The organism is Polaromonas sp. P4_H1, assembly GCF_056400945.1.
This window is the reverse complement of sequence record NZ_JBFUKG010000009.1, coordinates 1-13344: the sequence shown is the minus strand read 5'-3', so window position 1 is coordinate 13344 and position 13344 is coordinate 1. Positions and strand designations below refer to the sequence as shown.

The window sequence follows — 13344 nt, the reverse complement described above, 5'->3', positions numbered from 1 at the left end:
GTCAGTAATCATGCCACTTTCCAAACTCGTCCGCCCACCCACTCCGTCGGTCGCCGCCAAGCGCGAACGCCGCAAGGAAGCACGGCCCGGCGAACTGCTGGACGCCGCGCTGGATCTTTTCGTCGAAAAAGGCTTTGCCGCCACCCGCGCTGAAGAAGTGGCGGCGCGTGCCGGCGTGTCCAAGGGCACCCTCTTTCTGTACTTTCAAAGCAAGGAAGAACTCCTCAAGGCGGTGGTGCGCGAAAACATTTCGGGCCGCTTCAAGGAATGGAACGAGGAACTCGAGAACTTCGAAGGCACCAGCGCAGAGATGCTGACCTATTGCATGAATGTCTGGTGGGACCGCGTCGGCGCCACCAAAGCCTCGGGCATCACCAAGCTGATGATGAGCGAAGCAAAGAACTTTCCGGAGATCGCGGCTTTTTACCAGCAGGAAGTGATCCAGCCCGGGCAAAGCCTGATTCGCCGCATCCTGCAAAGAGGCATAGAGCGCGGCGAGTTCCGCGACATGGACCTCGACTACGGCGTCTACACCGTGATCGCACCCATGATTTTCCTGATGCTGTCAAAGCACTCCATGGGCGTGTGCGTTCGCGACGACATTGACATGGACCCCAAAAAATACGTGGCCATGCAGGTCAACACCATTCTGTACGGCGTGAGCGCTCGCCCGGGTGAGTCGGGTCGGAGCCTGGAACCAGCCTGATGACGAAACGCTGGGTCAAATGGGCTGTGGCCCTCGTCATCGTCCTGCTTGTCGCGGGCGGCGTGTTGCGTGCCCTGTCGGCCCGCAAGGCCCAGCAGCAGGCGCTGGCCGCCGCCAGCGCGGCCAAAGACCAGAGCCTGGTGGAACTCGCGGCGACCGACGTGGTCAAGGCGGCGCCACGCGAGGTGCTGCAGGGCCTGGCGGTCTCGGGCGCGCTCAAGGCCGTCAACTCCGCCGTGATCAAGGCCCGCGTGGCCGGAGAACTGCAGGGCCTGGCAGTGCGCGAAGGCGACTTCGTCAAGGCCGGCCAGGTGATTGCGCGCATTGATGCCGGCGAATACCAGTCGCGCGTGCGGCAGGCGCGGGAGCAGGCCGAATCGGCCCGGGCGCAGGTCGAGGTGGTGCAGCGCCAGTACGACAACAACAAGGCGCTGGTAGACCAGGGCTTTATTTCCAGAACCGCGCTGGACGCCTCACTGGCCAACCTCAATGCCGCCAAAGCCACCTATCGGGCAGCGCTGGCAGCCACCGACGTTGCGGCCAAATCGGTGGATGACACGGTGCTCAGGTCGCCCATCTCGGGCCAGGTGTCGCAGCGACTGGCGCAGCCGGGCGAACGGGTGGGCATCGACGCGAAGATTGTGGAAGTGGTCGACCTGAGCCGGCTCGAACTCGAGGCCACCCTGAGCGCCACCGACTCCCTGAACGTGCGGGTGGGCCAGCGCGCCGAGCTGCAAATCGAAGGCAGCAGGCGGCCCATCAGCGCCCGCGTCGTACGCATCAACCCCAGTGCGCAGCCGGGCAGCCGCAGCGTGCTGGCCTACCTGGCGATCGACAACATTGACAACATTGACAAATCAGCCGGCACCGGCGCCGGCGAAGGCCGTGCCTTGCCCTTGCGCCAGGGCCTGTTCGCACAGGGCACGCTGGGTACGGTGCGGGCATCGCTGCTGGCGGTCCCGGTCGGCGCGGTGCGCACCGACAAGCCGGCCCCTTATGTGCAGGCGATTGAAAACGGTCGGGTGGTGCACCGGGCGGTGGAGCCTGGCGCGCGCGGAACGTCCGGTAATGAAGAGGTCGTGGCCATCACGGGACTGGCGGAAAACACGCTGGTGATCCGGGGCGAAATTCCGGCCTTGCGTGAAGGAACCCGCGTCCGGTTCACGAAGATGCCGGGCACACCGGACGGCGCCGCGGTGAATCCCGCCAGCAATGCACCGGCCATTGCGCCAGCCCCCGCCAAACTGGCCCCCTGAACGGCACAAACCATGTGGTTCACGCAGGTCAGCCTCAAGAATCCCGTGTTTGCCACCATGGTCATGCTGGCCATTGTCGTGCTGGGGCTTTTCTCGTACCAGCGCATGCAGGTGGACCAGTTCCCCAACATCGACTTCCCGGTGGTGGTCGTCACGGCGGACTACCCCGGCGCTTCGCCCGAGATTGTGGAAAGCGAAGTCACCAAGAAGATTGAAGAAGGCGTCAACTCGATCGCCGGCATCAATGCCCTGACCTCGCGCAGCTTCGAAGGCCAGGCCATCGTCATCATCGAGTTCCAGCTGTATGTGGATGGGCGCAAGGCAGCCGAAGATGTGCGCGAAAAAATAGCGGCGATCCGGCCCAGCTTCCGCGATGAGGTGAAGGAGCCGCGCGTGCTGCGCTTTGACCCGGCCAGCCGCGCGATCTGGTCGGTAGCAGTACTCCCCGCCCGATCAAAAATAGCCGAACGCAGCGCCGGGCCGCCCCAAGCAAGTTCAGCCCCCTCGGGGGGCAGCGCAGTACGCGAAGCGACAAGCGTGGGGGCTGGCATGTCTGCGGTGGACCTGACCAACTGGGCTGACCAGGTGCTGAAAAAGCGCCTGGAAAACGTGCGCGGTGCGGGCTCGGTCACGCTGGTAGGCGGCACCAAACGCGAAATCAATATCGACCTGAACCCGCAGGCCATGGAATCGCTGGGCATCACCGCCGACCAGGTGGTCAACGCGGTGCGCAGCGAAAACCAGGATTTGCCGGTCGGCGCCATCCGCTCGCTGGCGCAGGAGCGCGTGGTCAAGATCGACGCCCGCATGAAACGGCCCGAGGACTTCGGCAAGATCATCGTGGCACGAAAGAGCATGGCCGCGGGCGGCGGCGCGCCTGTCACTGTCGAGCAGGTCGCGCGCATTGCCGACGGCGCGCAGGAACTCGACAGCCTGGCGCTCTACAACGGCGAGCGCACCCTGCTGCTGACGGTGCAAAAAGCCCAGGATGAAAACACCATTGCCGTAGTCGACGGGCTGAACAAGGCCATCCGGGAAATGCAGCCGCTGCTGCCGCCCGGCGCCCGGCTGGAGCTGATCACCGACGGCTCGCGGCCGATTCGCGTCGCGGTGGAAAACGTGCGCCGCACGCTGACCGAAGGCGCCCTGCTCACGGTGCTGATCGTGTTCCTGTTTCTCAACTCCTGGCGCTCCACAGTGATCACCGGGCTGACGCTGCCGATTTCCATCATCGGCACCTTCCTCTTCATGAACATGTTCGGTTTCACCATCAACATGATCACGCTGATGGCGCTGTCGCTGTGCGTGGGCCTGCTGATCGACGACGCGATCGTAGTGCGCGAAAACATTGTGCGGCACGTGCAGATGGGCAAGGCGCCCTACCAGGCCTCGATGGATGGCACGCAGGAAATTGGCCTGGCGGTGCTGGCCACCACGTTCTCCATCGTCGCGGTGTTCCTGCCCATCGGCTTCATGGGCGGCATCATCGGCAAGTTTTTCCACGAGTTCGGCGTGACCATCGTCGCGGCCGTGCTGATCTCGATGTTCGTGAGCTTCACGCTGGACCCGATGCTCTCCAGCATCTGGCATGACCCGTCCATCGAGGCGCACGGCCGGCACCGCGCGCCGGTCACCTGGTATGACAAGACCATTGGCCGCGTGACCGGCTGGTTCGACCATGCCACCGACTCGCTGGGCAACAGCTACCAGGCCATCCTGCGCTGGTCGCTGCTGCACAAGCTGGCCACGCTGGCGCTGGCCGTGGTGATTTTCCTCGTCAGTCTCGTCATGGTGCCGCTGCTGGGCACGGAGTTTGTGCCCAAGGCCGACTTTTCCGAGACCTCGCTCAACTTCTACACCCCCGTGGGCTCATCGCTGGAAGCCACCGAGGCGAAGGCCCGGCAGGTGGAAGCCATCATCCGCGAATTTCCCGAGGTGAACTACACGCTGGCCACCCTCAACACCGGCAGCGCACAGGGCAAGATGTACGCCAGCGTGTATGTGCGGCTGGTCGACCGGAAGGCACGCAGCCGCAATGCCGACCAGATGTCGGGCGTGCTGCGCGAGCGTCTCAAGCAGGTGCCCGGCATCACCGTGACCCACGTTGGCCTGCTCGACGCCGTGGGCGGCAACAAGCAGGTCGAGTTTTCGCTGCAGGGCCCCGACCTCAAGGAACTGGAACGCCTGAGCCGCCTCGTCACCGACAAAATCCGCGGCATTCCCGGCCTGGTCGACCTGGACTCCAGCGTCAAGGCCGACAAGCCGGTGATCGAAGTGGATGTGCGGCGCGATGCCGCCTCCGACCTGGGGCTGTCGGTGTCGCAGATTGCGGCCTCGCTGCGCACGCTGGTGGCCGGCCAGACCGTCGGCAACTGGCGCGCACCCGACGACCAGACCTATGACGTGAACGTGCGCCTGGCGCCCGATGCGCGCAACGCGCCGCAGGACCTGGAGCGCCTGCCTTTCATGAGCAGCGCCATCGGCAGCAATGCAGACGGCTCCACGCGCGTGGTGCGGCTCAGCCAGGTGGCCAGCGTGAAGGCATCGACCGGCCCCAACCAGATCAACCGGCGCGACCTGACCCGCGAGGTAGCCATCAACGCCAACGTCTACAACCGCTCGGCTGGCGAGGTGTCCAACGACATCAAGGCCGTGCTGGATGGCATCGATCTTCCGCCGGGCTACCGCTACCAGTTCAGCGGCTCCACCAAGAACATGGCCGAGTCGTTTGGCTATGCCGTCTCGGCGCTGGTGATGGCCATTGTGTTTATTTACATGATCCTGGCCAGCCAGTTCAAGAGCTTTCTGCAGCCGCTGGCCCTGATGACCTCGCTGCCGCTCACGCTGATCGGCGTGGTGCTGGCCCTGCTGCTGTTTGGCTCCACGCTGTCGATGTTCTCCGTCATTGGCGTGGTGATGCTGATGGGCCTGGTCACCAAAAACGCCATCCTGCTGGTCGACTTCGCCATCCGCATGCGCCGGCCCTGGACCGGCGCAGACGGCCGCCAGGTGCCCGGCCTGGACCGCAGCGAGGCCCTGCTGGAGGCGGCCCGGGTGCGGCTGCGCCCCATCCTGATGACCACGCTGGCCATGATTTTCGGCATGGTGCCGCTGGCCTTTGCCCTGACCGAAGGCTCGGAGCAGCGCGCCCCCATGGGCCAGGCGGTGATCGGCGGCGTGATCACCTCCTCCCTGCTCACCCTGGTGGTGGTGCCCGTGACCTACTGCTACCTGGACGACCTGGGCCAGTGGTTCAAGCGCAAATTCCGCCGAAAAGCGCACGCGGCCGCCCCGGCTGAAGCGGCTCCCGCCGGCCCGGCTTCCGTCTCCAGCCCCGGCTAAAATCAAGGGTTTATCTCGTGCACTCCCCTTCCCTTCTTACCCCGCCAACCCACAGGTCCCCCATGAACTACGAACAAGCCCGATTCAACATGATTGAGCAGCAAATCCGCCCCTGGGAAGTGCTGGACAGCCAGGTCCTTTCACTGCTCGCCGTGGTCAAGCGCGAGGATTTTGTACCGGCCGCCTACCGGGCGCTGGCGTTTGTGGACATGGAAATCCCGCTGACCGCCGAAGCGGCGCAGCAGAAAAACCCCGGCCAGTGCATGCTGGCGCCCAAGGTCGAAGCCCGCATCCTGCAGGATGTGGCCGTGCAAAAGCACGAAAAAGTGCTCGAAATCGGCGCCGGTTCCGGTTACATGGCGGCGCTGCTGGCGCACCGCGCGCAGCAAGTGATCACGCTGGAAATCGACCCCACGCTGGCCCAGATGGCACGGGACAACCTGCAAAAAGCCGGCATCTACAACGCCGAAGTGCGCACCGGCGACGGCGCCGCCAACATTGCGCAGGCTGTGTCCAGCACCGATCCGCTGCGCGGGCCGTTTGACGTGATTGTGCTCAGCGGTTCGGTCGCCGAGGTGCCCGCTTCGCTGCTGTCGCTGCTCAAGGTCGGCGGACGCCTGAGCGCCATCGTGGGTTTTGAGCCCGTAATGCGCGCCACCCTGGTCACGCGTGTCGCCGAAGAATCCTGGCGCACCACCCAGGCCTGGGACACGGTGGCGCCGCGGCTGCTGAACTTCGCCGAGCCTTCGAAATTCAACTTCTGACAAGCTTTCTTGCCACCACCTGCCAAACAGCAACACTTGCAACACCAGCAATATCAGGAACCAAGGGCGCCGCAATGATTTCCCAACTGAATCCTTCCGACTTCGCCGCCTGGCGTGACAGCGCACAGGCTGCCGCGCCCGGCTCCCCGCCCGTGGTGCTCGACGTGCGCGAGCCCTGGGAGTTGCAGACCGCATCGATCAAGGAGGACGGCTTCCGGCTGATGCGCATCCCGATGCGCGAGATTCCAGCGCGCCTGGCCGAATTGCAGGAAGCCGGCGGCACCGACCAGCCGATCGCCTGCCTGTGCCACCACGGCATGCGCAGCCTGCAGGTGGCCAACTACCTGGCGCAAAGCGGCTTCACCGAGGTCGTCAACCTGCAAGGCGGCATTGACGCCTGGTCGCAGCAGGTCGACCCTTCCGTGCCGATTTACTGATGACTGCTGCCGACCGGCTGACAGCCCGCTGAGCCGATTGCCCACCTTCCCTGCCTTCTCGCCTTCCATCTCGCCTTTTATTTGCCGATTCATCACTTCTTCAGGACCCTTATGACCACGCCCAAGAAACTTCAGGCGCTTGCGTTGCCTCCTGTGATAGCGCCCCTGTCGATGGCAATCGCCCTGGCGTTGATGGCTGTTGCCCAGCAGGCGCAGGCCCAGAGTCTTGTAGAACTGTACGAATCAGCCCGTGCGTTTGACGCAACCTACCAGTCGGCCCGGTTGCAATACGACGCCAACCTTGCCAGGGCCGAACAGGCCAAGGCCGGGATCCTGCCGACGGCGGGCCTTGCGGCGGGCGCGTCACGCACCGGCTTCGAAAACACCAACCCGGTGGTCGACCGCAGCTTCAACACGCAAAACGCCACGCTGACCGCCACGCAGCCGCTGTACCGTCCCTTCAACTGGGCCACTTACGAGCAGGGTGCCCGGCAGGTGGATCTGGCCAAGGCACAGCTGGAGACAGCCGAACAGGACCTGATCGTGCGCACCAGCCAGGCTTACTTTGATGTGCTGGCCGCGCAGGACACGCTGGCCTTTGTGACGGCGCAAAAGGCCGCGGTGGCCGAGCAGCTGGCCTCGGCCAAACGCAACTTTGAGGTGGGCACCGCCACCATCACCGATACCCGGGAAGCGCAGGCACGCTACGACCTGGTGATTGCCCAGGAAATCGCCGCCGAGAACGACCTGCGCGTCAAGAAAATCGCGCTGGACCAGCTGGTCGGCAAAACCGAATCGCAGCCCAAGGGCCTGCTGGCCCCAGTGAATTTGCCGCCGGTGGTGCCGGCCGACGTCAATGCCTGGGTGCAGCAGTCCGAAGCGGTACACCCCAGCATCCGCCAGGCGCAAAGCGGGCTGGACATTGCCGAGCTCGAAGTCAAAAAAGCGGAAGCCGGTCACAAGCCCACACTCGACGCCACCGCCAGCTACAACGTCACCCGCAGTCCGTCAGGCACTACTACGAGCATCCTGTCCACGCGTACCAATTCCAGCAATGTCGGCCTGCTGCTCAATGTCCCGCTGTTTGCCGGCTTTGCCACGCAAAACCGCGTGAAAGAAACCCTCGCACTGAAGGACAAGGCGCGCAGCGACCTCGAGGGGGCAAAACGCACCGTGTCCCAAAGTACGCGCACCGCCTACTTTGGCGTGCTGTCGGGCCAGGGCCAGGTCAAGGCCCTGGAAGCGGCCGAGCTGTCCAGCCAGAGCGCGCTGGACGCCAACAAACTGGGCTACCAGGTCGGCGTGCGCATCAACATCGACGTGCTCAACGCGCAAAGCCAGCTGTTCCAGACCAAGCGCGACCTGGCCCAGGCGCGCTACAACGTGCTGCTGGGCGGCCTGCGCCTGCGGCAAGCCAACGGCACCTTGACGCCAGAGGACTTGCGCCAGATTGACGGGCTGCTGGTCAAATAACAAGCGGGGCAAGACCGCCTGGTGCCCTTTGCGGTCACATAAGCAAGGGTTAAGGCGCGGTACGCAGCAGGGGCTCGTTCAATACAAGTACCTGGCAACGGCCTTCTCGTCCCACGTGATGCCCTGCCCAGGCCGGTCCGGTATGCAGAGAAACCCATTCTCGATCTTGAACGGCTCCGTCAACACGGGATCTGCCCAGTCTTGCCACTCCAACCAATGCGCCGTTTCAGTAACTCGCATGAGGTGTGCCGCGACTTCCGGATACAGATGAGTTGACATGGGAACACCTGCGGCGCCCGCAATGGCTGCTGCACGCAGCCAGCCGCTGACGCCTCCAATTCGCATCATGTCCGGCATCACAAGGTCGCCTGCACCGGCGAGAAGTGCCTGGTACATATGACGCGGCCCGTAGAAGTTCTCGCCGAGTTGTAGCGGTGTCTTCAGCTCGCGAGCCAGTTGCGCGTAGCCCGAGATGTTGTCATAGGTGATAGGCTCTTCAAACCAATACAGACCATGATCGTCCAATGCGTGACAGCGTAGGAGCGCATCGCCGAAAGACAGGCCCTGGTTGAAGTCGCACATGAGTTTGACGTCGCTGCCTACCGCGTCCCGAACAGCGTGAATGCAGGCAATGTCGTCCTCCAATTTGTCCCGACCGAGACGAAGCTTGAGCGCTGAAAAGTTACCCTCTCGTACGAGTTCGTCAGCTTCGGCTCCAATGGATTCGAGCGGAGTGAGCCACAAACCGTTGCTGTTATATGCAGGCACGGGCCCTATGGATCCGCCCAGATACTCGGCGAGCGGCATGCCCGCCGCCTGTGAGAGCGCGTCCCAGGCGGCCATATCGAGACCCGAAACCGCGATCATCGAGAGGCCTTCCCGTCCAACGAGGTGGAGCGAGTTGATTCCCTTGCGGTACTCATCAAAAGGTACTACGGCGCGCCCTTTGATGGCCTGAACAAGATCGTCAATCATCGGCACGATGTAACGCGCAGAATGCTTCAGATAAGGTTCGAGATAACTGCGGCCAACGATTCCTTCATTCGTTTCCAGATCGATGAGGATCAGTGGCCAATCTTGGAACAAGCCGACCCGCGAGACGATTGGCCTTTTCAAGGGCACGAGCACGGGTCGGGCGCGCACATCCTTTACGGTGAGTCTTGCAGGCTTCATACGACCTCCTTACTGCGTGGCAGTAGCAACTGGTGTTGAAGGATGCGCTCATCTCGGACGGTGTGCAACTGGATCAACAGACGGGCAAGGCGCATAAGGCCATCCGGCTCATATCGGGCCGATGCCGGCCTCTGCAGGCGGCCAGCACACCACCTCGCAACCCCAGCTTGCGATCCTCAATATCCGCGCGTTTAGCGCGTCCGCTCGAACGATTTATTGGGCAGCGGTGCGTTACTTCTCTTTGTTCTCGACGGGCACTGCGTCCAGCGGCGATTCAAAGGCAATGAAGAGGACGCAGGCACTGGTGCTGGCGCAGAAGCCCTTGTGCGGTGCCTTGGGTGGGCCGTAGGCGTAAGTTCCGGGCTTGAGAACGGCTGTTTTCTGGCCGTCATAGGTGACATGAAGCTCACCTGCCACGAGGATCATGCGCTCCGCCGACGTGTGCCAATGGAGCGGAATGGTCGACTTGGCGGGCACCTTGAAGAAGACATCCACGTTCTCTTTCGCAGGATCGCCATGAAGCACGGCGATCGCGCATCCTTTGGGCAAGAACGGCGGGCAGGGCCCCCACTTCAGCTGTGCATCACGGGCCGTCCGCGTCAGCGCCTGCTCCTGGGCAGGCGCCTGGGCGAGCGCGAATGAGCCGACAAGGCCCAAAACAAACAACAGAGCCAGCTGCAATGAGCGGCCGATGAGGGTTCGGGTACGCATAGGTCAGTTCTCCTTTTGGTTGAAACCGGCAGTCGTGAGGAGCCGAGTCTGGGAGCGATGAGCCAGCCAGTCCATCCTCTAATTGGAGGATAACCCTGCATGGCGTTTCGTTGGTGAATATCTGAACGTCAGCGCCTGAACGTCAGAGCAGGCCTCCCACTGCCCCTCGGACTGCCCCTCGGACTGCCCTCACCCCCCTGCGCTGGCCATCATCGCCTTTCATCACTATTTATCACCCATCACCGTCCTTGACTTGGCACATCCCGCGGCGGAGAATCATTTTCTCTTGCCGCCGCGAGCCAAGACGACAAGTCCCTGTTCATGTGGCTCCCATGGAGGTTCGTATGAGCTATCACCTGGAAGGTCGTCTGCTCGAGGTTTGCAACTGCAACGTCCTGTGCCCCTGCTGGATCGGTGAAGATCCGGACAACGGCACCTGCGACACCATCGTCGCATGGCGCATTGACAAGGGAACGGTCGACGGCGTCGATGTAGGCGGCAACACCATTGCAGCCGTGGCCCATGTGCCCGGCAATATCCTGGAAGGCAACTGGAGGGCCGCGATCTTTGTCGACGACAAGGCCTCCAAGGAACAGGAAGAGGCACTGCTCAAGGTCTACACCGGCCAGGCCGGCGGCCCGGTCGCCGATCTTGCCAAGCTCATAGGCGAGGTGGTGTCGGTGGAACGGGCGCCAATCCGATTCACCGTCGAGGAAGGCAAGGGCATACTCGAGATCGGCAAGAACTACTTCGCTGAACTCGAGCCGTACCGTGGTGCGATGGGTGGGCTGACCACGCTATCCGACACCGTGTTCTCGACGGTCCCGGGGGCGCCGGTGTTTGTTGGCAAGGCCCCGACCTACCGATCCAAGAACGCCGCGCTCGGCATTAACCTCGACATCAAGAACCACAACGCCCTGCAGAGCACCTTCGTCTTCGACGCATGAGCCATTGGGCCGCTCCCAGGGCCAATACAACAACGCGTAGCGCGGAGATTTCCCAATGAACCCGGTGGCAGGCCCGGCGCCGCCAATCCTCTCGCGCCACCATCGCGTGTTCCTGCCCGTGCTGGTCGCGCTGGTTGCGCTCGCGTGGATGGCGCTGTGGGCGTGGGCGCGCAGCCCGTACGGGCGCTATCTCGAGCACGCTGACTGGACAGCCTCCGGCCCGGCGGCGTTTCTGTGCCGCATCGTGCCCGCTGGCGATGTGGTCGTGCCCATGGTGCTGTACGCCGCCGCGTGGATACTCATGACGACAGCCATGATGCTGCCCACCACCCTGCCCCTGTTCAACACCTTCGACCGGCTGACGGCCGAACGCCCGGACCATGGGCGCCTGCTGCTGCTGCTCGGCCTGGGCTACATGGCGGTGTGGGGCGCATTCGGGCTGTTGGCGCATGCGCTGCACAGCGCGGTGCTGACCCTGCTCGCCAGCGTGCCCACGCTGGCCTGGCACGGCTGGCTGATTGGCGCAGCGACGATTGCGCTGGCCGGCGCCTTTCAGTTCAGCAAGCTGAAGTACCGGTGCCTTGAAAAGTGCCGCACGCCCTTGAGCTTCGTGATCGAGCACTGGCGTGGGCATGCGCAGGCGCGGCAGGCGTTCGCGCTGGGTGCGCACCACGGCCTGTTCTGTGTGGGCTGCTGCTGGGCACTGATGCTGCTGATGTTCGCGGTCGGCACCGGCAGCCTCGGCTGGATGCTCGTTCTTGCCGCCGTGATGGCGATCGAAAAAAACGTTTCCTGGGGCCGACGCCTCAGCACGCCGCTTGGTGTTGCGCTGCTGTCGTGGGCCGCCGTGCTGGTGGCAACCCACGCCTGAACTCAAAGAAACAGCAGGCGGCCCGCGTGTTGTAGCGCGTTCTACGCAGGGCTCACGTCGATGAAATAAAACCCCCAGGCCGGGTCAGGCAGCCCCTGGATTTGGTGTTCTGGCCCGTGGTCCCGGTTCAACTTTCGTTGTGCGCTACGCTTACACGCCGGCGTGTGCCTGAGGCAATGTCATAGGTATTGAAGCTGTTCATCGTTCGGCCGTAAAGATGCAGGCTCACGGCGCGGGGCCTCTCCGGTGGAACGCCCGTGACGTGGATGTGGTCGGGGTTTGGCACAAAGCTCGTGACCGCACCGCGCCCCAAGAGGATGACGCCACCACGCACAAGATGAATGCCTTCATCGGCCCCGCTGTCGGGTGACAGGCGCACGTAGTCACGCTCCTCCAGCACGCCCTCCAATACGCCAACCACACCCCAGCTGCCGTGGTCGTGTACCGGCGTCCATTGCCCCGGCGACCAAACCAGGGTGTAGAGCGAGAGGCTTGCATCCGGTGCGTTGTAGACGAGATTGCGAGCGTAGTGGTTCGGGTCGCTTCGATAGTGCTGCGGTTCAAGAAACGTCGTTGCCCGTTCGATGAGTTCGAGCATCAGCGGGGCGAGCGCCAGCACGCAGTCGGCAGGCTCAGGGAGATCGCGCGCGTGCGCCATGGCTTGTGAGACGAAGGATTCGAGAGCAGACGAGGCCATGTTTTTTTAGTCCTTGCCACGAGGGTGTGAGGGTGTGAGGGTGTTTGCGTGATGCCTGACGAAGCGTTCCAGGAAGCGTTCTACGCAGGGCTCACGTCAATGAAATAAAGCCCCCAGGGGCACAGGGCAAACCGTTCCTTGACGGGTTTATCTTTGAATGCGGTCAGCGTGTCGGCATCATAAACAGCCCACTGCGGCCCCAACCCACCCAGCGCCAAGGGCGTGCCATCCATGTGGGTGGCCACCATCATCCGGTACGTTTTCACGTCAGCCAGAGTGATATTCACGTTGTAGCCGTCGACAGCCCGCAAGCCAAGACGCAGCGCAGCATCAGTCTTGACTCCCGCCGCATTCAGCACCGTGGTCAACAAGGGGCCCGTCAAAGTGTGCACCTTGTTGTCGTACTCCAGCGTGGGCTTGATGGTGATGCTCGGCAGACGCTGAAGCGCCGCGGTATCCAGCGTAAACGCCTCGGAGAACTTGACGCCATGCTTGGCCATCATCTGGTCAAGCGCCGCATCCAGCGGGCCGCGGTTGCCCTTTTTGATGGCACCAGCCACCGTGAGCAGCGCAGGACCACTTGCTGATGTTTTGGCCAGGGCAGGTGCCGAGGTTGCCGGCAGTATGCCGGCCGCAGCGGCCACAGCGAGGAAATTGCGTTTGTTCATACGGGACTCTCCGGGTTTTGACAGTTGCATGGGGTGGAAGTCGGGCTAATGCGAATGGCACTTACTTTGGCAGGTTGGCCTTCGGCGACGTGCGTAAGTGCTTGAAAGCAAAGGGAGATGGCTGACCAAAGGGTCGATAGGATGGTTGTTTACGAAGCACCCAAACCATCTTCCCAAAGGCCAGCCACCATGGATCGTAATGCCCAAAGCGTCTTGCATCAACGTTGCAGCAGCATTGGACGCCGGGCGAGATCGACCCAGGCGGTGGAATTCTTCAACGTTCTGACGAGTCCGGAGTT

At 63.1% G+C, this 13344-nt stretch carries 12 protein-coding genes; 8 read left to right on the top strand and 4 right to left on the bottom strand.

The window, feature by feature from the left end; genetic code table 11:
• Positions 1-10 precede the first annotated feature (10 nt).
• The 6 genes from AC1DS5_RS12810 to AC1DS5_RS12785 all read left to right on the top strand — a co-directional run bounded on the left by AC1DS5_RS12810 (position 11) and on the right by AC1DS5_RS12785 (position 7978).
• Positions 11-706 carry a TetR/AcrR family transcriptional regulator gene (locus AC1DS5_RS12810; RefSeq protein WP_477718644.1) on the top strand — a complete coding sequence of 232 codons (696 nt, stop codon included), beginning with the start codon at positions 11-13 and terminating at the stop codon, positions 704-706.
• Positions 706-1962, top strand: coding sequence for an efflux RND transporter periplasmic adaptor subunit (locus AC1DS5_RS12805; protein WP_477718643.1), 1257 nt, complete (start codon positions 706-708; stop codon positions 1960-1962). Before AC1DS5_RS12810 ends, AC1DS5_RS12805 begins: the two co-directional genes overlap by 1 nt.
• Positions 1963-1974: 12 nt before the next feature.
• Positions 1975-5304, top strand: a complete 3330-nt coding sequence (locus AC1DS5_RS12800) for an efflux RND transporter permease subunit (protein WP_477718642.1) — start codon at positions 1975-1977, stop codon at positions 5302-5304.
• Between the two features lie 62 nt (positions 5305-5366).
• Positions 5367-6068, top strand: a complete 702-nt coding sequence (locus AC1DS5_RS12795) for a protein-L-isoaspartate O-methyltransferase family protein (RefSeq protein ID WP_477718641.1) — start codon at positions 5367-5369, stop codon at positions 6066-6068.
• 74 nt (positions 6069-6142) lie between these two features.
• The gene (locus AC1DS5_RS12790) at positions 6143-6505 is read left to right on the top strand and encodes a rhodanese-like domain-containing protein (RefSeq protein WP_477718640.1); all 363 of its coding nucleotides are present in this window, start codon (positions 6143-6145) and stop codon (positions 6503-6505) included.
• A 111-nt stretch (positions 6506-6616) separates the two neighbouring features.
• On the top strand, positions 6617-7978 hold the full coding sequence (locus AC1DS5_RS12785) for a TolC family outer membrane protein (RefSeq protein WP_477718639.1): 1362 nt from the start codon (positions 6617-6619) through the stop codon (positions 7976-7978).
• Positions 7979-8056: 78 nt separating this feature from the next.
• Here the strand turns inward: AC1DS5_RS12785 and AC1DS5_RS12780 are convergent, their stop codons facing one another.
• Positions 8057-9151 (bottom strand): enolase C-terminal domain-like protein, encoded by a 1095-nt coding sequence (locus tag AC1DS5_RS12780; protein WP_477718638.1) that lies wholly within the window; start codon positions 9149-9151, stop codon positions 8057-8059.
• A gap of 231 nt (positions 9152-9382) precedes the next feature.
• On the bottom strand, positions 9383-9862 hold the full coding sequence (locus tag AC1DS5_RS12775; RefSeq protein ID WP_477718637.1) for a cupin domain-containing protein: 480 nt from the start codon (positions 9860-9862) through the stop codon (positions 9383-9385).
• A 344-nt stretch (positions 9863-10206) separates the two neighbouring features.
• On the opposite strand from AC1DS5_RS12775, the gene AC1DS5_RS12770 reads away from it, so the two are divergent.
• Positions 10207-10809: a DUF1326 domain-containing protein gene (locus AC1DS5_RS12770; RefSeq protein ID WP_477718636.1), complete on the top strand. Its 603-nt coding sequence runs from the start codon at positions 10207-10209 to the stop codon at positions 10807-10809.
• Between the two features lie 55 nt (positions 10810-10864).
• A complete protein-coding gene (locus tag AC1DS5_RS12765; protein WP_477718635.1) occupies positions 10865-11680 on the top strand; it encodes a DUF2182 domain-containing protein in 816 nt (271 codons plus the stop codon).
• 127 nt (positions 11681-11807) lie between these two features.
• On the opposite strand, the gene AC1DS5_RS12760 is transcribed toward AC1DS5_RS12765, so the two are convergent.
• Together AC1DS5_RS12760 and AC1DS5_RS12755 are read right to left on the bottom strand one after the other, a co-directional pair.
• On the bottom strand, positions 11808-12377 hold the full coding sequence (locus tag AC1DS5_RS12760; RefSeq protein WP_477718634.1) for a cysteine dioxygenase family protein: 570 nt from the start codon (positions 12375-12377) through the stop codon (positions 11808-11810).
• Between the two features lie 80 nt (positions 12378-12457).
• Positions 12458-13045: a putative pterin-binding protein gene (locus AC1DS5_RS12755; protein ID WP_477718633.1), complete on the bottom strand. Its 588-nt coding sequence runs from the start codon at positions 13043-13045 to the stop codon at positions 12458-12460.
• Between the last annotated feature and the right edge of the window lie 299 nt (positions 13046-13344).

Bases quoted from the DNA above. Each gene is read 5' to 3' on its own strand.
- AC1DS5_RS12810 (WP_477718644.1), top strand. From the start codon at position 11: ATGCCACTTTCCAAACTCGTCCGCCCACCCACTCCGTCGGTCGCCGCC.
- AC1DS5_RS12805 (WP_477718643.1), top strand. From the start codon at position 706: ATGACGAAACGCTGGGTCAAATGGGCTGTGGCCCTCGTCATCGTCCTG.
- AC1DS5_RS12800 (WP_477718642.1), top strand. From the start codon at position 1,975: ATGTGGTTCACGCAGGTCAGCCTCAAGAATCCCGTGTTTGCCACCATG.
- AC1DS5_RS12795 (WP_477718641.1), top strand. From the start codon at position 5,367: ATGAACTACGAACAAGCCCGATTCAACATGATTGAGCAGCAAATCCGC.
- AC1DS5_RS12790 (WP_477718640.1), top strand. From the start codon at position 6,143: ATGATTTCCCAACTGAATCCTTCCGACTTCGCCGCCTGGCGTGACAGC.
- AC1DS5_RS12785 (WP_477718639.1), top strand. From the start codon at position 6,617: ATGACCACGCCCAAGAAACTTCAGGCGCTTGCGTTGCCTCCTGTGATA.
- AC1DS5_RS12780 (WP_477718638.1), bottom strand. From the start codon at position 9,151: ATGAAGCCTGCAAGACTCACCGTAAAGGATGTGCGCGCCCGACCCGTG.
- AC1DS5_RS12775 (WP_477718637.1), bottom strand. From the start codon at position 9,862: ATGCGTACCCGAACCCTCATCGGCCGCTCATTGCAGCTGGCTCTGTTG.
- AC1DS5_RS12770 (WP_477718636.1), top strand. From the start codon at position 10,207: ATGAGCTATCACCTGGAAGGTCGTCTGCTCGAGGTTTGCAACTGCAAC.
- AC1DS5_RS12765 (WP_477718635.1), top strand. From the start codon at position 10,865: ATGAACCCGGTGGCAGGCCCGGCGCCGCCAATCCTCTCGCGCCACCAT.
- AC1DS5_RS12760 (WP_477718634.1), bottom strand. From the start codon at position 12,377: ATGGCCTCGTCTGCTCTCGAATCCTTCGTCTCACAAGCCATGGCGCAC.
- AC1DS5_RS12755 (WP_477718633.1), bottom strand. From the start codon at position 13,045: ATGAACAAACGCAATTTCCTCGCTGTGGCCGCTGCGGCCGGCATACTG.